This is a genomic window from Priestia megaterium NBRC 15308 = ATCC 14581, from assembly GCF_000832985.1.
Classification (GTDB): Bacteria; Bacillota; Bacilli; order Bacillales; family Bacillaceae_H; genus Priestia; species Priestia megaterium.
The window spans coordinates 1,675,294-1,693,690 of the sequence record NZ_CP009920.1; the positions used below are offsets into that span (position 1 = coordinate 1,675,294).

General features: G+C 38.5%; 17 protein-coding genes. 3 read left to right on the top strand and 14 right to left on the bottom strand.

Features of this window, described 5'->3' with window-relative positions; genetic code table 11:
* Positions 1–74 precede the first annotated feature (74 nt).
* From BG04_RS09170 to BG04_RS09200, 7 genes are all read right to left on the bottom strand, one after another.
* Positions 75–728 carry a hypothetical protein gene (locus BG04_RS09170; protein WP_034648632.1) on the bottom strand — a complete coding sequence of 218 codons (654 nt, stop codon included), beginning with the start codon at positions 726–728 and terminating at the stop codon, positions 75–77.
* A gap of 339 nt (positions 729–1,067) precedes the next feature.
* Entirely contained in the window at positions 1,068–4,184 is a 3,117-nt protein-coding gene (locus BG04_RS09175) for a DNA translocase FtsK (RefSeq protein WP_034648630.1), read from the bottom strand.
* Positions 4,185–4,613: 429 nt separating this feature from the next.
* Complete coding sequence (ytpR, locus tag BG04_RS09180; protein WP_013085234.1) at positions 4,614–5,219, bottom strand: YtpR family tRNA-binding protein; 606 nt, start codon at positions 5,217–5,219, stop codon at positions 4,614–4,616.
* A gap of 2 nt (positions 5,220–5,221) precedes the next feature.
* Positions 5,222–6,034, bottom strand: a complete 813-nt coding sequence (locus tag BG04_RS09185) for a DUF1444 domain-containing protein (protein WP_014457994.1) — start codon at positions 6,032–6,034, stop codon at positions 5,222–5,224.
* A 72-nt stretch (positions 6,035–6,106) separates the two neighbouring features.
* Positions 6,107–6,424 (bottom strand): thioredoxin family protein, encoded by a 318-nt coding sequence (locus BG04_RS09190; protein WP_013059504.1) that lies wholly within the window; start codon positions 6,422–6,424, stop codon positions 6,107–6,109.
* Positions 6,425–6,577: 153 nt separating this feature from the next.
* Positions 6,578–7,102 (bottom strand): DUF84 family protein, encoded by a 525-nt coding sequence (locus tag BG04_RS09195; RefSeq protein ID WP_034648629.1) that lies wholly within the window; start codon positions 7,100–7,102, stop codon positions 6,578–6,580.
* A gap of 58 nt (positions 7,103–7,160) precedes the next feature.
* Entirely contained in the window at positions 7,161–8,234 is a 1,074-nt protein-coding gene (locus BG04_RS09200; protein ID WP_016765750.1) for a M42 family metallopeptidase, read from the bottom strand.
* Between the two features lie 152 nt (positions 8,235–8,386).
* Between BG04_RS09200 and BG04_RS09205 the strand changes: the two genes are divergently transcribed.
* Positions 8,387–8,698, top strand: coding sequence for a peptidase (locus tag BG04_RS09205; protein ID WP_034648628.1), 312 nt, complete (start codon positions 8,387–8,389; stop codon positions 8,696–8,698).
* Here BG04_RS09205 and BG04_RS09210 read toward each other — a convergent pair.
* Entirely contained in the window at positions 8,667–9,524 is an 858-nt protein-coding gene (locus BG04_RS09210) for a YtnP family quorum-quenching lactonase (RefSeq protein WP_034648627.1), read from the bottom strand. The two genes, BG04_RS09205 and BG04_RS09210, sit on opposite strands and share 32 nt — an antisense overlap.
* 75 nt (positions 9,525–9,599) lie before the next feature.
* Positions 9,600–10,250: a tRNA (guanosine(46)-N7)-methyltransferase TrmB gene (gene trmB / locus BG04_RS09215; RefSeq protein ID WP_034648626.1), complete on the bottom strand. Its 651-nt coding sequence runs from the start codon at positions 10,248–10,250 to the stop codon at positions 9,600–9,602.
* A 127-nt stretch (positions 10,251–10,377) separates the two neighbouring features.
* Between trmB and BG04_RS09220 the strand changes: the two genes are divergently transcribed.
* Positions 10,378–10,656 carry a YtzH-like family protein gene (locus BG04_RS09220; protein ID WP_013059510.1) on the top strand — a complete coding sequence of 93 codons (279 nt, stop codon included), beginning with the start codon at positions 10,378–10,380 and terminating at the stop codon, positions 10,654–10,656.
* Between the two features lie 6 nt (positions 10,657–10,662).
* On the opposite strand, the gene BG04_RS09225 is transcribed toward BG04_RS09220, so the two are convergent.
* From BG04_RS09225 to thpR, 4 genes are all read right to left on the bottom strand, one after another.
* Entirely contained in the window at positions 10,663–11,457 is a 795-nt protein-coding gene (locus BG04_RS09225) for a phosphotransferase family protein (RefSeq protein WP_013085241.1), read from the bottom strand.
* Positions 11,458–11,648: 191 nt separating this feature from the next.
* Positions 11,649–13,790 (bottom strand): type I pullulanase, encoded by a 2,142-nt coding sequence (gene pulA, locus BG04_RS09230; RefSeq protein ID WP_034648625.1) that lies wholly within the window; start codon positions 13,788–13,790, stop codon positions 11,649–11,651.
* 92 nt (positions 13,791–13,882) lie between these two features.
* A complete protein-coding gene (locus tag BG04_RS09235) occupies positions 13,883–14,809 on the bottom strand; it encodes a hypothetical protein (protein WP_013085243.1) in 927 nt (308 codons plus the stop codon).
* Positions 14,810–14,944: 135 nt separating this feature from the next.
* Positions 14,945–15,499, bottom strand: coding sequence for an RNA 2',3'-cyclic phosphodiesterase (thpR, locus tag BG04_RS09240; RefSeq protein WP_034648623.1), 555 nt, complete (start codon positions 15,497–15,499; stop codon positions 14,945–14,947).
* Positions 15,500–15,689: 190 nt separating this feature from the next.
* Here thpR and cysK point away from each other — a divergent pair, with 190 nt between their 5' ends.
* A complete protein-coding gene (gene cysK / locus BG04_RS09245) occupies positions 15,690–16,622 on the top strand; it encodes a cysteine synthase A (protein WP_016765756.1) in 933 nt (310 codons plus the stop codon).
* 32 nt (positions 16,623–16,654) lie between these two features.
* Here cysK and pepV read toward each other — a convergent pair whose 3' ends face one another.
* A complete protein-coding gene (gene pepV / locus BG04_RS09250) occupies positions 16,655–18,058 on the bottom strand; it encodes a dipeptidase PepV (RefSeq protein ID WP_016765757.1) in 1,404 nt (467 codons plus the stop codon).
* Positions 18,059–18,397 lie beyond the last annotated feature (339 nt).

Sequence of the window (18,397 nt, forward strand, 5' to 3'; positions counted from 1 at the left end):
CCGTACATTATATCACTTCTTATAACATAACTCCATGACTCCATTTCTACTCTCTTCCCTTGCGAAACGGCCTTTTATTTTGGCTTCATCACATAGTATATAGCCTGCTGTTTTAAAAATGAGCGCCATGTCATTGCATTTTTTTTGTCATTATATTGCGTTACTAACTGTTCAATGCGTTGTTTATGTCCTAAAAAGAAAGAGTCAATTAACACGTCATATCCGATTGATTTTATTTTTCGAATCCAAATTACTTGTTGTTCCTCTAAATTTGCAAATCTTCCTCTTACATCTTTGATGATAACCTGCTCATTTGTCAATGGGGTATATCCTTTTAAGAAAAACGAATTAGGTACTTTAGACACAATAATTGGCTCTAGTACACTCGTCAAAAAAAAGGCTCCTTGAATCAAAAACGACTCTGTTTTCTGCTTCGCCTGATCAGCTAAAAAAAGCTGCAGCAGGGTTTTCCCCTGAATGGTTACATATTCAAATGCAAACCACTGAAAAAATAATTGTTCATAGGAATCAGACAGAGGCGCCTCATGAGGTAAGTTTACTAACTCTTTAAATAAATGTGAAGCCCGCACTTTTTCTCGTATATTCGTATAGCGGTTCACAAAAAAGAAATATTGATTGTAAAAGTCGCAAATAGCATTATCAGACTGAAGCTGCTTTTGTTCACGAATTTCATTAAAGTTAATCAGTTCATGATTTTCTTCTCTCATTACTCTTCACTCGTACTCTAATTATTTTAGTTTGTCCTCTTTATACGCCTTCAGCTCATATGTTTCTGCTGGTGAGAAATGATAGCAAACTATCACATGCTAAAAAAGCAACACACACATTATCCTTACATATAGTAAATCATTTTACTAGTTCTGACAAACCTTTTCCTTTTTTTCTTCATGGATTTCTTCCAAAATCTCTACTCAAATTCTGTATAAACGAACTTAAAGCAGAAAAAAAAGAGGCGACGGATACAGTGACAGAGCGTTAACTCACACAATGCTGTATCCTGCTGATCTTGCATAGCCTCTTTTTTAACCTACATGTAGAAAAACAGCTTAAAATGTAGAAGTGGCTGTTTGACTTTCCATTTCCTGAAGCTCGTTTTCGGTAATGAGCACATCTCTCGGCTTGCTTCCTCTTGCTTCTGAAATAATTCCTTGCTGCTCCATCATATCAATTAGGCGCGCAGCGCGATTGTACCCCATTCTGAAGCGTCTTTGCAGACTGGAAGTAGATGCACCGCCTTGGTCTAGCACAAACTCGCATGCTTCATAGAAAAGCTCATCTTCTTCATTTGAAGCAAAGCTTTGCTGCTTTTTCAACAAATCTTCTTGATCAAATAGGTATGTTGGCTTCATTTGTTTTTTGACATGATCTACAACGCGGTCAATTTCTTCATCTGAAACAAAGTTCCCTTGAATGCGAACGCTTTTAGAAGAGCCGTTTTCAAGAAGCAGCATATCACCTTTACCTAGCAGCTTCTCTGCTCCCCCTGTGTCGATAATTGTACGTGAATCAACTTGCGAAGAAACAGAAAATGCAATACGCGTTGGCACATTCGCTTTAATTAAGCCCGTAATCACATCTACGGAAGGACGCTGCGTTGCAAGCAATAAGTGAATGCCACATGCTCTTGCCTTTTGTGCAATACGGCAAATAGCTTCCTCTACTTCCCCAGGAGATACCATCATTAAGTCGGCAAGTTCATCAATAATAATAACTAGATATGGGAGCTCCCCGCTTTTTTCATTATGTTCTTTTACACGTTCGTTGTATTTTGTAATATCACGTACGCCCGCATGTGCAAACAATTCATAACGGCGCTCCATTTCCTCTACTGCCCATTTTAAAGCTGTAGTAGCTGCTTTAGCATCCGTGATAACCGGGCTGACTAAATGCGGAATACCGTTGTAAGGAGCTAGCTCAACCATTTTAGGGTCAATTAACATAAGCTTGACTTCGTGCGGCGCAGCTTTATAAAGCAAGCTGACGATAATAGTATTAATACACACGCTTTTACCAGACCCTGTCGCTCCGGCAATCAAACCATGAGGCATTTTATTCAAGTCAGTCACAACCGGCGTTCCTGAAATATCTAACCCTAACGCCACCGTTAAAGGAGAGTTATCTTTTCTAAAAGAAGGATGCCTCAAAATTTCACGAATTAACACCGGCTTACTTTGACGATTTGGCACTTCAATTCCAATCGTATTTTTCCCTGGAATTGGCGCTTCAATTCGGATATCACGCGCGGCTAGGCTCAGTTTAATATCATCTGTTAAATTCGTAATTTTGTTCACTTTCACACCGGGTTCAGGATGTACTTCAAATCTGGTCACGGTAGGACCTTGCGTGACGTTTACGACCTTAGCTCGAACGTTAAAGTTTTTTAATGTCATATCCAAAAGCTCACGCTGCTCATCCGCCCATTGATTATCTTCTTCAATAGTAGCTGGAGGAATGTTAAGCAAGTTCATTCCAGGAAATGCATAAGGAGAAGAAGCCTTTACATTTACAGGTTCTTCAGCTTTTAACGAAGCCTGCGGAACTGCTTCTTTGGTTTTTTCACCGTGAACTTCTTCTTGCCTACTTACTTCCGTTTTTTTTTGCAGAGCTTCTGTCTCCTGCCTTTGGTATGAACCTTGAGACGGCTGACTTTTTTCTCGAGGGCTGTTATTCATCTTTGTGCGGTCTTTTTTCAGCATCATCACGTTAAAAGGTACTAATCGCTTACCGCGAACTCGTTCAGCATTTCCTGGCTGTTCTGCAGGTACAAGAGGTTCTACAGTTGACTCTTGCTGTACTTGTTCTTGTAACTCTTGACTTTCCTGCATACTGCTCTCTTCCTCTTTTATCACCGAATTTTCAAGTTCTTGGTGAACAACAGCCGATGCCGCTTCTGGTTGCCATTCATCAGCTGCGGGTTGCGATGAATTTAAACTTTCAGAATTCAGCTCATGTTCTGCTTCCATATGAACACTGTTTGCTGGCTCTTCTAGAATGACGTCACTTTCTTTCTCAGCAGCTGGAGCTTCTTCTTTCTTTCTAGGCTTTAGTACTTCTACTTCTTCTGCTGCTTCTGCTGCTTCTGCTGCTTGTAAAAACCCTGCGCTTCCGTCCATCAACGTTTCTACTTCTTCAGTCTCATTTCCTATCTCTTGTTGGAGAGAAACTGATGGTTCAGACGGACGCGTTTCCTCTGAAATTGGAACTTCTTCGGGCGCTGTCATACCTTTCGCTAAATCCCAGTCAAGAGTGCTCTCTTGTCCGACTAACGGTTCGACCGCGTGTGATTCTTCAAAAGTTGGCACCTCTTCTTGTTCTTTTACGGCTACTGAAGAACTTGGCTTTTCTTCAGGAAATGATAGCTTCTCTTTTTGATTTTCCTCATATTGCTTCCACTGAGCAAAACGCTGAGAAGACAGTTGCATCATTTCTTCTGTTTCTTGAATCGGTGCTTCTTCGGCCATAGGCTTAGAAACTGGTTTTCTTAACGGCTCTACAACAGCTGTATTCATCGCTCGTCGGTAAATTTCATCTTCAAACGCTGCTTTTGATAACTGTGTACTCGGAAGCTCATATTCTACTACTTCCTCACTTCCGTTTTGTCCAACATTAGAAGGCCGCTTATTAAACCCATAGACAGGTGAAGGAATTTCAGTCGGACGAAACGGACGTTTTCTTACTTGCGGAACCGCTTCTTTCTTTTCAGATACCGTTTTTAACGGCTGAGATACTGACTTAGGCTGTGTTAGCGCCGACTTGCGAACAGGCTCTTGATAAAACGGAGCCGGTGCCTTTTTTGTTACAAGCCTTGGTTCATTTTTAGGCGGTGCTGCCTTTTTTGCTTCTCCCGTATCATCAATTAAAGGAAAACGAAACGTTCCTTTTGGATATTGATAAGCTACTTTTGTATGAACATCTTGCTGTTCTTCACTGTAACTCCGCTTTTGCGTTCTGGCTGAGTGTGGAACAGAAGGTTTTGGCGCTGCTTTCATCACTGGCTTTTGATGAACTGACTGCATTTGTTTAGGCTTAGGAGCCTTCTTTTTAGGAATTGTTTTTTCTCTATTTAAAGGGTATTCTTCCGTTGTATTTCCATGTTCGTCTACAACAATTTCTTTCACTTCGTATCCTAGTAAATAATCCATTACTTTTCGTACAAAACCCATTTTTATCACTCTTTCTATCAGACTATCTTACTTCGTGTAGCCTCTTATACCGCAGTGCTGCGATATCTACAAAAAGCTATCCATGCATCCTTTATTTACCTTTGGCCTCAAAGTATTCTCTGAGATGGATATATATACTATCTTTTCATTTATCATTCTATCACGTATGCTTGAACTCTTACTATAAAATCTACTATTTTGCTTCCCTTATTTATACAGTAAAATTCCTCTTTGCAAAAATATTTTTTTGCGTCTAGTTAGCACTCATAATTAAACGCGAAAAAAGCCACTAGTATATACTAGTGGCTTTTAATTTTATCAAACCTTTTTAAGAATTGACAATTGCTTTTCAGCAACTGTAACGCTTTGAAATATACGTGTAAAAAAACATCATGCTTTTGCCCTATAAATCAGTATCGCACTCTGCTTTTATGCTTGAAAAGGCTGACCTACTTCATATTTGTCTTCAAGTACTAGAATTCCTTTTTCTTGAGGAGCGTTCGGAAGCGCCAGCTCTTTAGCAGAGCAAATCATACCTGAAGAAGGCACACCGCGCAGCTCTGCATCTTTAATGATCATACCACTTGGCATAACCGCTCCTACTTTTGCTACCACGACTTTTTGACCTGCGTCTACATTTGGTGCTCCACACACAATTTGAAGTGTTTCTGTGCCAACATCTACTTTACAGATGTTCAGCTTATCTGCATTCGGATGCTTTTCTTTTTCTTGAACGTATCCCACTACAAATTTAGGAGATAAATCCACTTCAAGTTTACCTTCAAAACCGCTTTCGCTAAGTACACGATTTACTTCTTCGACCATTTCTTCTGTTAATTCAAGAGAACCATTTCCCTCTACTTTTAACTTAGAAGAAGCATGAAAAATGTTATAGCCAGCTGTTGTATTTGATTTTTGATCAAAGATACGCACAACGTCGCCTTTTGTTTCAAACGTGCGATTTTCAATTGCGATATCTTCTAGCTTGACGATTAACGTATCGCCGATACCTTCTTTATTATAAAAAAGATTCATAATTAGTCCCGTCCTTTACTGCGATTTTTCCCTAGAATAAAAATAGGTTCTAGCTCACCGTTTTCGTATAAAAATGAAAGAGCTGTGATGGGTACACGTCCACTTGCAAAAAAGCTCATGGTCATTTGCGCAAGAATATCATAACCCGTTTCGTTTTGGATATCAGCTAGAATCAGCACATCTTGATGAGGTACTGCTACAGCCATTGTGCCCGAAACACTAGAAGCAAAATCTTGCAAAAATGCCTCGTTAAGAATTCGGCTTGCATCGTATCCATCGTTCTGATTTACAAAATAAAAGTCATTGCCTGCTACCGTATCTTTTTTATGTGAAATCGGCAAAGAGCGAAGATTAAATTTAGCCATTTCCCGCACTGCGGATAGATCTAAATTTTCCTTACGAATTAGTTTCTCATCTAATAGACGATATGTATTGCCTAAATCAAGCGCATAATAAATGCGTGTTTCAGCTGTATGTTCATCATAAATCAACGGCACGTCTTCATTCGATTTATCTGGAAAAGACGTTGAGCGAATAACTGGATAAATGCGCTTTTCTTTTCCCGTTACCTGCTGTTCATCGTTCATAACACGAAGAGCTTCTTTTATATAATATACCATTTCATCTAGAGCCGCTTCCTTTTTTTCTTCCCATTTTGCAATTAGCCCAGGTAAAGAAATGGTTACACCTTTTTTCGTTTCCTGATGTTCAACGCGCAGCGTATCTTTTTCACGATCAAATAAAAATGACCAATCCGCACCCGTTAATCGCTCTTCTAGTAGTTTTCTCATCTTTTGACTATTCATTTTCGCCATATTTACGCCTCCTTTTCTCATTTTTATGTATGAAGACTGATAGCTGTAGATCGCTATCAGTCTTCACTTGATTTATGCATTTAAGCCGTTAATAAACTCTTCAATTTCTTCTTTTGTTTTACGGTCTTTGCTGACAAAACGCCCTGTTTCTTCTCCGTTGCTGTAACCAACAAAGCTTGGAATTCCAAAGATGCTTAATTCTGCACAAAGATCGATAAAGTCGTCGCGGTCGACATAGTGAAATGTATACTCGCTATGATTCGCCTCAATTTCTGGGAGCACGGGCTCGATTACTCGGCAATCTGGGCACCAGTCTGCTGAAAACATCATGATATGTTTTCCTTCTTTAATGATTTCTTTGTATTGTTCAATTGTTTGCATTTTTTCCATTTTTCTTTCCTCCACTTTTTCTTTTACTTTCGTATTTAAACGGCTAAAGCCCTATACATTATTTAATCCTTCTACATCAAAACATAGTATATGAGTTGTTGCAACTATCATACACTGATGCTTTTCTATTATAAAGGGTTACAAAGAAATTTCCTATTGAACAGCTTGATTTTTCCTAAAATCAAGCTGTCCTTTTAGCATTAAAACAACCTGATAAAACATAGCGGTCCGATCTAAATTCCCATTGGTGAAAATACCGATTGCTCCTTCTTTTTTTCGAATATTCTTTTGGTTTGTATACACTTCCATAGCTTCGGCTAATTCTTTTTTATCATGACGAAGCATACCGGCTACCGCTTCAGGAAGCCGAATACGAGCCCCTCCACCTAAAATCGGTTCAAGGTCCTGAGAGGTAACAAGACTTCCCCAATTGCAAAGGAATAAGCCATGAGGCGTTTCCTGCACCCCTCCTTCAAGCCCAATACCAATATCAGCACCTGTCTCTTTCACAGCAGCACGCGCGCGATTAACCGCTCCTTGGATGGTTTCTTCGTCAGAAAAAGGCTGTGGCGACACCCCGGACTGCACGGCTACCTCTACATATGTAAAAGTATCTCCAAATACTTTTTTTACTGCATTTACTTTTGTTGGATTTTTCGTTCCGATTGCAATTTTCATTTTTTTCTCCTGTCATTATGAAACAAAGCAACCGCAAAAGCAGCTGCTTTGTTCTTTTTTATCCGTTTTGCTTAATCGTATCGAGCGTTGTTTGGTCTGTAGAACGTACAAGTTTGACTAGTAATTCTTTTGCAGCTGCATAGTCATCTACATGAATCATAGAAGCATGAGTATGAATATAACGTGAACATACGCCGATGACCGCAGAAGGAACTCCATTATTAGAAGTATGAACGCGCCCTGCATCCGTACCTCCTGGAGAAACAAAGTATTGATAAGGGATGCTGTTTGTCTCAGCTGTATCTAAAATAAATTCTCTCATTCCTCTATGTGTGACCATCGTACGGTCAAAGATACGAAGTAATACGCCTTTTCCTAATTGTCCAAACGCATTTTTGTCGCCTGATGTATCGTTAGCTGGACTAGCATCTAGTGCATAAAACAAATCCGGTTTAATCATATTCGCAGCTGATTGAGCACCGCGAAGTCCTACTTCTTCTTGCACAGTAGCTCCAGAATATAAGATATTTGGCAATTTTTCATTTTTTACTTCTTTTAATAATTCAATCGCAAGTCCGCACCCATAGCGGTTATCCCATGCTTTCGCCAGTATTTTCTTTTCATTTGCCATTGGCGTAAACGGACAAATCGGTACAATTTGATCGCCAGGACGAATGCCCATTTCTGCTACTTCCTGCTTACTATCTGCGCCCACATCAATCATCATATTTTTAATGGCCATTGGCTTGTTGCGCTGTGATTCGTCTAATAAATGAGGAGGGATAGAAGCAATTACGCCGGTGATAGAACCTTTTTTTGTAACAACATGGACGCGCTGAGCTAGCAGTACTTGACTCCACCATCCTCCTAGAGTTTGAAAACGAAGCATTCCTTTATCTGTTACAGACGTCACCATAAATCCTACTTCGTCCATATGTCCCGCTACCATTACTTTAGGACCTTTTTCCTCATTATAGCGAACGCCGAATAAACTTCCTAACCCATCTTGAATGACTTCATCTACAAGGGGTTCAATTTGCGAGCGCATAAATGAACGTACTTGATGTTCGTTTCCAGCGGCACCTGGTAACTCCGTTAATGTTTTAAATAGAGATAGCGTTTCATTGTTCATATATACTCTCCTTTATGTATCATTTTCTTTATTGTATCGAAAACCGGAAATAGTTGCTAGTTCCGTCCTTCTCTTCTACAACTCAACTTAACAAAGCATTCGACAATTTGATATAATGATGAAAACATATCCTTAAAAAGCAGGTGAATAACGTGAAATGGACTCAACTAATAGCAGGAGCTGCAGTCGGATTTGCAAGCGCTTATATTCTTCAAAAAAGAAAGTCGTCAATTTCCTCATCGGAAGCCCTTACGATTGTTAAAAGCGCTTTTAAACAAAATGGGGCAATCGATGGCTCATGGATTGAAACAACGACTAAAGTCATTCAAAAACATGGTCTCTCTTTTTATGGTTATACAGGTGGAATTAGCAGAACACGTGATGCAAAACAGGAACATTACGAGTTTTTCATTGATAAAAAAAGCGGTTCTATTATTGAATTGACGCTGAATGCACCCGTTTAATTTCGTCAACTATTTCTCCTTTGTTATCCCATTTTACAGCTCGATAAAAAGCATCATGATAAAAACTTAGCCAAGCTTGATTCTCATAGGCATAAGCTAGCCACTGCTGCTTTTGTTCAATCGAAGTCATTGGATAATCATCATATGCCATTACCCATAAGACATTTTGATGTGCATGTGTTGGCAAAAGATCGCCCATGTGCACTAAGATGTCATTGTTTCCTTTTAATACAACTACAGCATGACCATCGCTGTGACCGCCGGTATGATGAACCGTTACTCCAGGCACAATTTCATCTTTATCGCTAAATGTTATTACTTGATGCTGAATAAATTCCCAATTTTGTTTCCAATACGTATTTTTAGAACGTATATTAGGATTTCTCATTTCATTCCACTCGATTTCACTAACAAAGATTTTTGCATTTGGAAAAACAGAGGAAAAATGTCCGTTGGTACACTTTGTTAAGCCTGACGCATGATCAAAGTGAAGATGCGTCATAATGACATGAGTAATATCTTCGCACGTAAACCCTAACTTTTGTAAATCTTCAGCAATAAATGATTCTTCTGTTACACCAAAATGACGCTTTTTTTTCTCATCCAACATACCATTCCCTATACCTGCATCAATTAACATGAGGTGTTTTTCAGTTTGAACGAGCAAAGGATCAGTCCTCATTGGAATTCGATTTCCTTCTGAGATAGGATATTTTTTTGTCCAAAGCTCTTTTGGAACAACACCAAACATTGCTCCTCCGTCTAAATGATTATTCCCTCCACGAAGCCATGTCACTTTTAACTCGCCTATTGTTAACGTTTCCATTTTGCACCTCCATTATATTCCTTTTTATTTTATCACTATCTCCTTCTCTTTTTGAACAAAAAAAGACTGAGGAACTCAGTCTTTTTCGTTCAGGTATTTTACTTCACAGCGGTAAATACGGCTGCCTTTTTGTGAAAATTTCTCTTCATATTCCGTCATAACATTGCCTTCAAAATCGCTTTTATGCAAATCTAAGCTAATGTATTTGAGAAGAAGCCCATATTCTGAAAAGCTTGTCAATGAATATTCAAATAGCTCTTGATTATCTGTTTTAAAGTGAATTTCTCCACCATCAACCAGCAGGTTTTCATACATGCTTAAGAACGTTTTGTATGTCAAACGGCGTTTGGCATGTCTCTTTTTTGGCCATGGATCAGAGAAATTGAGATAAACGCGATCCACGTCATTTTTTGCAAAAAACTCACTAAGCTGGTTAGCATCTACATTCAACAGCTTTAAATTTGGAAGCTCTTCTTCAATCAATCGTTCTAGAGCACTTAAGATGACACTTTCATACATTTCAATTCCAATATAGTTGATATGCGGATTTTGTTTAGCCATCCCTACTAAAAATTGGCCTTTTCCTGTTCCTACTTCAATATGGAGAGGATTTTCGCTTCCAAAAACCTCTTTCCAGTTCCCTTTATACTCTGCTGGGTTTGGAACCACGTATTGGGGATTTTCAGCAATTTTATCTTTTGCCCAAGGTTTGTTTCGTAATCTCATGTTGCACCTCTTTAATGTATTTTGACGCATTGAAAATGTCGGTTATTCGAAACAACCGACATTCTCATGCATAATTGTGTTTAGATAGAAAAAAATAAGAGCATCATACGAGAAAGGATGATGCTTAATGCCTTTAAATGCCGAACACCAAATGAATATATTAAAAGATATTTTATCTAATCATCAAAGTGATTGCTGCGGAACGGTTGCGGAATGTGAACAGGTTGAACGTTTAATTCAATCAATGTTAGCAAAAGGATACGCTAGCACAGACGTACAAGCAACACTACAAAACGTGTATAAATACACGCAAGATGCAAAAAGTGCTGCTCATTTAGACGAACATATTCAAACCAATCAACAAAATTTATCACAATGGGTCCAAGAACTATCTACCTTGTCATAATCTTTGCTACTGTGCTTGAATGTCGTTGACGAGCAAAATCCGGAGATATTCAAGCCAGTAATTCATTTCAGAATGTTCATTTTTCGAACGATGCCATTCAATGAATAAAATGGTTTGACTTATCACATACCACTTCATTCTCTTTTTCAAGTTCTCGGTTAGTTCAACCCCATAATGCTCAAGCCATTCTTCCCACTGAGATGGATTGATGTACCAATAAAGCAATAAACCTAAATCAATAGCAGGATCTGCAATCATCGCTCCGTCCCAGTCGATTAAATATAGCTGCGTATTCTCTCCAAGCATCCAGTTATTGTGGTTCACATCACAATGACACACAACATATTTATCTGTCTGAACGGACAGAAGCTCTGCTTGTAAATAACTGATTCCCTGCTCTACAATACTTTCTTTTTGAAGTCGCTCGTCCACATTCTCTACAATATCGGCTAGCACGTCTTCGGGAAGAAGCGGTGTTTTCCCCAACCTTTTCAACATATCTAATAACTCGTTTGAATGATGAATTTTACTAAGCAATTCTGTCACTCGACTCGAATTCATATCTTTTGGTTTTAATTCTCGACCATCTAGCCAGTGCTGAGCTGTGATCACATCTCCATTTTCCATTCGTCTTGTCCACACGAGCTTCGGTACAATTCCTTCAGCTGACAATACTGCTAAAAAAGGTGATGAATTACGCTTTAAAAAAAGCTTTCGGTCTTGAAATTTTGCAAAATAAGCTTCTCCTGTCGCTCCGCCAGCAGGAGTAATTTCCCATTCGCTTCCTAATATATCTTCCAACCAATTCACCTTCAATTTCAACACACACATTTCGTTTAAAAATTTCACTCAATAAAGCAATCTATTAAGACATCATGACGTTATTTTCTTAGTAAATAAAAAAGACGGCTATTGAGGATATGTATCAATAGCCATCCTTTATAAATATTATCTCCATCATACTTTTTTCGTCAAGTGGTTGAAGACAATAATTACGTTTGAAATAAAATAAGAACGCTAAGCTTTGAAACGTTTATAGCATTATCCTCTATAGTAGGATACCCATTTTTATATACTTTACAATGATCAAGTGCTATTTTCCATGGTCCTTCTGGCAAAACTACTTTTTCTTCCATTAGGCCTTGATTAAAAAACACAATAATATTCTTCCACGGACCGTAAGCCAATACGTTTGATAAGCAATAGCCAATAACGGATTGCGGCGTATTTAGGAAAGAGATATGCTGCCTAATCGCTGAAGCATCTCCCAAGCGAAATGCACCGTGCTGTTTGCGAATACGAATCAGCTCTTGAACCCAATTCACGTCAGGAGAAAATTTGATCCGTCGATTCCAATCAAGTGCATTAATATCATCGGGTGAATTATAGCTGTTCTCTACGCCTTGTTTAGTGCGGTAAAACTCTTGACCACTATGAAGAAACGGTATGCCTTGCGAAAGAAGTACAATAGCAGTAGCAAGTCGGTGACGACTTCTACGTGTATCTTCGTGTTCTTCTCCATTTGAATTCGTTAACTTATCCCACAGCGTATGATTATCATGTGATTCAACGTAATTAACTGATTGTGCTGGATTTATAAATAAAGCCCGGCTGTCTTCTTTATCCAGAATGCTCCCCGCTATCACAGATTGCACGGTCTCTTTTTGATGAATACTTCCGCTGATAAAACCTTTTTCATATACATCAAACGTGCTTCCTTTTACAGAATCTCGAAAGCGATCATTAAAATAGCCGATTTGAGGCGTTTGGCGGGCATTCGCCATAATTGCTTTTTGATTATAGGGAATAGGAGTATTTAAATCCCAGCCTTCGCCAAACACCAAAATAGTAGAATCAATTTCATTTATTTTTTCCCGAATAATGTTCATCGTTTCTATATCTAAAATCCCCATGAGGTCAAAGCGAAGCCCATCAACGTCGTACTCTTTTATCCAAAACAATACTGAATCGATAATAAACTTTTGCGCCATTTTCCGTTCAGAAGCAAAATCATTTCCTACTCCCGTCCCGTTCGAAGGCATCCCAAACTCATCATGTCGAAAATAATAGCCCGGAACAATTTTTTCAAAAGGTGATTCCTCTCGTACAAATACGTGATTATAAACTACATCTATAATAACACGGAATCCCTGTTGATGAAGTGTTGATATTAATTGTTTCACTTCAGCAATACGAGTGGCAGGATTTGAAGGGTCAGCGGAGTAGCCTCCTTCTGGTACATTAAACAACAATGGATTATACCCCCAATTATAAGAAGCATGAGGGTTTAATTCATCTACTCCGCCAAAGTCGTTAATAGGAAGAAATTCAAGGTGGGTCACTCCTAGCTCTTTTAAATAATGAAGACCTGTTGTTTTGCCTGGCTGCCCGCTTGATTCAGTAACAGCTAGGTACGTGCCTTTTTTTTCTATCCCGCTTGAAGGGTGAATAGAAAAGTCGCGAACGTGCATTTCGTAAATAACGGCATCCGTTGGCTGAAGGAAAGGTGGCTTTTCATGGGGATGAACATAAACTGTATGAAGATTTATCAGAACTCCGTATTCACTATTTGCTGTAGCTGCAACGGCATAAGGATCCACCGCTTCATTTGTCCGGCCGTTTACATCTATTAAAAATCGATAATAATACCCTTCTTTATCTAAGGGAAGTTTCTTTTCCCATACGCCTTTTCTTTGACGAGCCATGACGTACAGTTCTTCTTTGCCGCTGTTTGCATGTATTAATTTTAAAATCACTGCTGATGCAGTCGGGGCCCAAATTTTTATCATAATATGATCTGAATAAAAGGCTGCACCCAAATCATTTTGATTATAATAAAATCTCTCATCAAACTCTTTGGTTCGTATAACAGCCCCTACCTGCAGCGGAACTTTCTCTCCGTAATTATCACAGATAACGTACGACTGTCCAATTTCTATGCTACCTTCGACCTTGCCTTCATATTTGATAAATCCTTCTAATTCATGTACGTTTTCAATAGAGATGGTCTCATGCATTTGTGTACTTTTAATCACAAAAAAATCAATTTGACCTTCATGATAAGAAGTTGGAACTAAAAGAGTAATACGATCTATTTGATCTAAATAAGCTTGAAACTTATTATCACCAGTCATCCTTTTCTCCTCCTTATGCCAATTACCTCTTTAGTAGCATTATATGTAGTAAACGCAAAAACGAAAGCACTTTCATAGCTTGAATGTTCGTATTATTCACCTGCTTCGAATTCCCGGTCAAAATAAATACTCTGGCTGTGTTCGAGCAATACTTGAGCTGCTTTCATCTGCTTAAACTTTAAAGGTGCTTTAGATTTCCTAAGTTCATAAAACCACTCTTCGTACTTTCTAGCATCTACAAATTCAACCTGATAAGGCTCAGCAGCGTAATCAATATATCCATTTCTGCTCAGTAATATTTTCTTTACGTTATGTTCAATATCGTGAGTACGATAGATGCTTCGGACAATTTGCTCCGTTCGATTTAACCCAATTAAAGGATTTAATATCTTTTTTTGATCTCTTCCTCTTAACTCTGTCCAAAAATTTTCTTTTGAATACTGAAAAACAGCGCTTTTATATGTTTCTATTAAACAAATACAGAGGGTTTCCGTTGGAGTAACAATAACGATATCTCCTTCTACCGGAGCTTTATTAATCATGAAAACAGGCTTGTACATCACGAGACACGTATCAGGAAAGCGCTGAATAAAATAACGGAGAGCTTCATCATGGTAATATTTACGATCTGCTTGTGAGAACTCAAATAAAGTGGATGTAGCCCATTTCATTTGAAGATCAAATACATTTTCTAAAAACAATATTTTCAAGTCTTCCGCTGTTTGTGGAAGAGTTGTAAACCTCAATAGCTCTTGATTTTCCACGCTATCGCTAGAGAACGCTTCTTCCACTTCACACGTTTCTTTTTTTCTTGTAAACCGCTCTTTTGCCTTTTGCAAAAATGAACGTTGAGCTTTTATTTCTTCTTGTACAGGCGGCTCATGTAATAGCCCTTCTTCAAATAATTGCTTTGCTTTCTTCCAATTATGCTTTTTTAAGTGATTAAACTGAGACGTGTAGTGATAAACGTCTTTTTCATAACGGGAAATATAATCTTGCACCTTAAGTAGCTGCGCCACGTTTACATCAATCCCCTAATTAAAATTCCTCTAAAACTTTCTTCGCCGATGATTTCTCTATTATCATCGGCGTTTTCTTTTCTTTGATAAGAGCGATTTTTAAATAACCTCTCTCCATGCTTTTATGTTCATATGCTACTGTGACTGCAAGGAAAAAGATAGTATTTTTTTATATTTAGGTTTGCTAGCAGGATGAACTTCAAAAAGGGCAAACGAACTTACTTGAAACTGTTCTTCAATCGACGTTTGCCTTAACTGTTCTTCCAAAAGTCCGGCTTCCCCTCCCCACTTCTTTGCAATCGTAATATGAGGACGATAAGGACGTTTTTCGTACAGGCCGCTTAGATCTTCCCATACGGCCTGTATATCCCTTTGCAGATTCATAAGCTTATCATTTGGCCTAAGGCTTACATAAAGCACTCTAGGCTTGTTATACGCACCGAACACATCGTACTGACCTGTCTGCAGCGAAAAACTTGAATGACGGGAGGCTACTTCTTTTAAGCGCGTAATCAGCTTTTCCTTTTTGTCATCTAAAAACCCTAAAAATTGTAGCGTTATATGATAATCGTCAGAGTATGTCCATTGTTTGAAAGGAAAAGGTATTAATTCCTTTGCCCAATTTTCTGCCTGATGTGCAATGGATACAGGCACGTTGATTCCAATAAAATAATGTTTATCGCCTTTCATCAAATCTCTCCTTTTCTTTTTATTATCTTTCCCCAATTGGTTATGTTCAAAAAGAGCTAGATCTATTTTAAAGGTTTTTTCGGATGAAATAGAGAGGTTTTTCTGAAAATCTGTCATGTGCTTAAAAAATAAGAATTTGTGTTATCATAGAAACAATACAGAGAATTTTTATAAGAAAAGGATGAGAAGAATGAAAGTTGTTAATAGTATGGCTGATTTGATTGGCGAGACACCTCTTGTTAAGTTGAATCGTCTTCAACCTGCAGATGGAGCATCCGTTTACTTAAAACTAGAGTTTTTTAATCCAAGCCGTAGTGTGAAAGACCGTGCTGCTTTTAATATGATCGTGGAAGCTGAAAAAGCAGGCTTGCTCAATGAAAATTCTACTATTATTGAACCAACGAGCGGAAATACAGGTATTGGCTTAGCAATGAATGCAGCGGCAAGAGGTTATCGTTCTATTTTAGTTATGCCAGATACCATGACTCAAGAACGAATTAACTTGTTAAAAGCATATGGTGCTGAAGTTGTTCTAACACCGGGCGATGAGAAAATGCCAGGAGCAATTCGCAAGGCAGAAGAGCTTACAAAAGAAATTCCAAATGCATTTATGCCCATGCAGTTTGAAAATAATGCAAACCCTGACGCTCATCGAAAAACGACTGCTAAAGAAATTATCGAGGCAATGAACGAGTTAGGCAAAGACCTATCTGCTTTTGTTGCTACTGCTGGAACAGGCGGAACGATTACAGGAACTGGTGAAGTACTAAGAGAAAACTATCCAAATATGACCGTTCATGTTGTGGAACCAGCCGGGTCTCCTGTATTATCTGGAGGAAGACCTGGGAAGCACAAGCTTGTAGGAACAAGCCCTGGATTTATTCCTGATACGCTTAATGTAGATGTTTACGACGAAATTTTAAAAATTAAAGATGAACAAGCCTACGATATTACGCGACGCTTGGCTTCTGAAGAAGGAATTTTAGTCGGTCCTTCATCTGGCGCTGCGTGCTATGCTGCTATCGAGGTAGCCAAAAAATTATCTCCTGATCAAGTGGTCGTATGTATTGCTTGCGATACAGGTGAACGTTATTTATCAAGTGACCTGTTCTCATTTGAATAATAAAAAAGCGAACGCAAAGGCGTTCGCTTTTTTTATTTAGCTAATTCGTAAATAGCCTGTGCATAAATAGCTGTTGCACGAAGTAAATCTTCAATTACCATGTACTCGTCTTTTTCGTGCGCTACTTCTTCACGGCCTGGGAAAAGAGGTCCAAATGCCACACCCGCTTCCAATGCTCTGGCATACGTTCCTCCTCCAATTGAAATAAGTGTAGGTTCTTCATTTGTTTGTTCTTGGTAAACCTTTTGAAGCGTTTGAATAAGCTCATGTTTTTGATCGACATGATGTGGCTTAGAATCTGTAAAATGTTTGATGGTCATTTGATAAGATTCACTTTTTTCTTTAATCGTATCAATAATGTCGTCAATATGAGCTGATACAGGATAGCGAATGTTTAAACCAAAGTGCCCCGCTTCTTCTTGATTGTAAGACATGATTCCAACATTTATCGTTAAATCACCCGTGACCTCATCTTTGCGATTTAAGCCCATTTTTTCTCCTAGTGCATCTTGGACTAAATACGCATTTGCATAACCTACAAACTGATTAGCTTGTTCATCAAGTTCTAATGTGTGTAAAAAGCGAAGAAGCATAAGTCCAGCATTTTTCCCTTTATCAGGCACACTGCCATGTGCTGAAACGCCTTCTAAAGTAAGTGTGTATACACCGCTCTTTTCTGTTATTGAACCTTTTAAAGACTGATCCTTTAAAAATTGATCATATTTATTTTTAATATCCGTTTCACTATGGAATTCAAGAACAGCTGTTGCAAGATCAGGAACCATATTGTAGCGTCGCCCAGAGACAAATGATGTAAGCTGAACGCTTCCCTTTGTTCCTTCAATTGGCTGCTGGCGAATTTCTACGTCTGTAATGCCTTTTTCAGCAAAAATGATAGGAAAATCGGCATCGGGCGCAAACCCCATAGTTGGCATCTCTTCATGATTGAAGTAGTGGTCCACACATCTCCAGTCACTTTCTTCATCCGTTCCAATGATCATTCGAACCCGTTTAGATAGAGGAAGCCCTAAATCTTTCACAATTTTCATTGCATAATAAGCAGCCATCGTCGGGCCTTTGTCATCGATTGCTCCTCTAGCAAAAATTTTCCCGTCTTTTATTTCACCGCCGTATGGATCAACCGACCACCCGTCTCCTTCAGGAACAACGTCTACGTGACAAAGAATGCCAAGAAGGTCTTTCCCTTCTCCTGCTTCAATATGACCTGCATATCCGTCTACGTTCTTGACAGAAAACCCGTCATTTTTTCCTTTATTTAAAAGAAAGTCAAGCGCTTGAGCAATTCCAGGTCCAAATGGCTCTTCTTGTTTTTCTGTGCTTGTCAAAACACTTTTAATTTGTAAAAAACGCTGCGTATCAGCTAGAATTTCAGCTTCTCTTTTTTGAACTTCCTCTTTCCAATTAATTGCCGTCATCTGTTTGTCTCCTTTTCCTGCTTTTACAGATTGTATCTATCGTTACTATTGGTAAATTTAACTTTATCATACCTTTATATAGAAAGAAATAATTGTCTCTTTCCTTTCATATCAAAGGTTTACAGAGTCAAAATTCCGGGAAATAAATTGTAGGCACAATCGATAAAAACGGATTCTATTTGTTTATTGTTTACATATACTATAAAAAATGTGCAAATAGAGGAAGGAGATGTTACGAAAGGATTACATATTTATATCATTTTTTGTAAATATTGTGTTAATTTGCGTTTTCTCTTTTATTTTTCTGTCGATTTTGTGTACAATAAGGATAAGGACTGA

Excerpts from the sequence above, each read along its gene's own strand:
- pulA (WP_034648625.1), bottom strand. The coding sequence starts at position 13,790 with ATGACTGGTGATAATAAGTTTCAAGCTTATTTAGATCAAATAGATCGT.
- BG04_RS09170 (WP_034648632.1), bottom strand. The coding sequence starts at position 728 with ATGAGAGAAGAAAATCATGAACTGATTAACTTTAATGAAATTCGTGAA.
- BG04_RS09190 (WP_013059504.1), bottom strand. The coding sequence starts at position 6,424 with ATGGAAAAAATGCAAACAATTGAACAATACAAAGAAATCATTAAAGAA.
- ytpR (WP_013085234.1), bottom strand. The coding sequence starts at position 5,219 with ATGAATCTTTTTTATAATAAAGAAGGTATCGGCGATACGTTAATCGTC.
- BG04_RS09195 (WP_034648629.1), bottom strand. The coding sequence starts at position 7,102 with ATGAAAATTGCAATCGGAACGAAAAATCCAACAAAAGTAAATGCAGTA.
- BG04_RS09200 (WP_016765750.1), bottom strand. The coding sequence starts at position 8,234 with ATGAACAATGAAACGCTATCTCTATTTAAAACATTAACGGAGTTACCA.
- BG04_RS09185 (WP_014457994.1), bottom strand. The coding sequence starts at position 6,034 with ATGGCGAAAATGAATAGTCAAAAGATGAGAAAACTACTAGAAGAGCGA.
- trmB (WP_034648626.1), bottom strand. The coding sequence starts at position 10,250 with ATGAGATTACGAAACAAACCTTGGGCAAAAGATAAAATTGCTGAAAAT.
- BG04_RS09220 (WP_013059510.1), top strand. The coding sequence starts at position 10,378 with ATGCCTTTAAATGCCGAACACCAAATGAATATATTAAAAGATATTTTA.
- BG04_RS09210 (WP_034648627.1), bottom strand. The coding sequence starts at position 9,524 with ATGGAAACGTTAACAATAGGCGAGTTAAAAGTGACATGGCTTCGTGGA.
- thpR (WP_034648623.1), bottom strand. The coding sequence starts at position 15,499 with ATGAAAGGCGATAAACATTATTTTATTGGAATCAACGTGCCTGTATCC.
- BG04_RS09175 (WP_034648630.1), bottom strand. The coding sequence starts at position 4,184 with ATGGGTTTTGTACGAAAAGTAATGGATTATTTACTAGGATACGAAGTG.
- cysK (WP_016765756.1), top strand. The coding sequence starts at position 15,690 with ATGAAAGTTGTTAATAGTATGGCTGATTTGATTGGCGAGACACCTCTT.
- pepV (WP_016765757.1), bottom strand. The coding sequence starts at position 18,058 with ATGACGGCAATTAATTGGAAAGAGGAAGTTCAAAAAAGAGAAGCTGAA.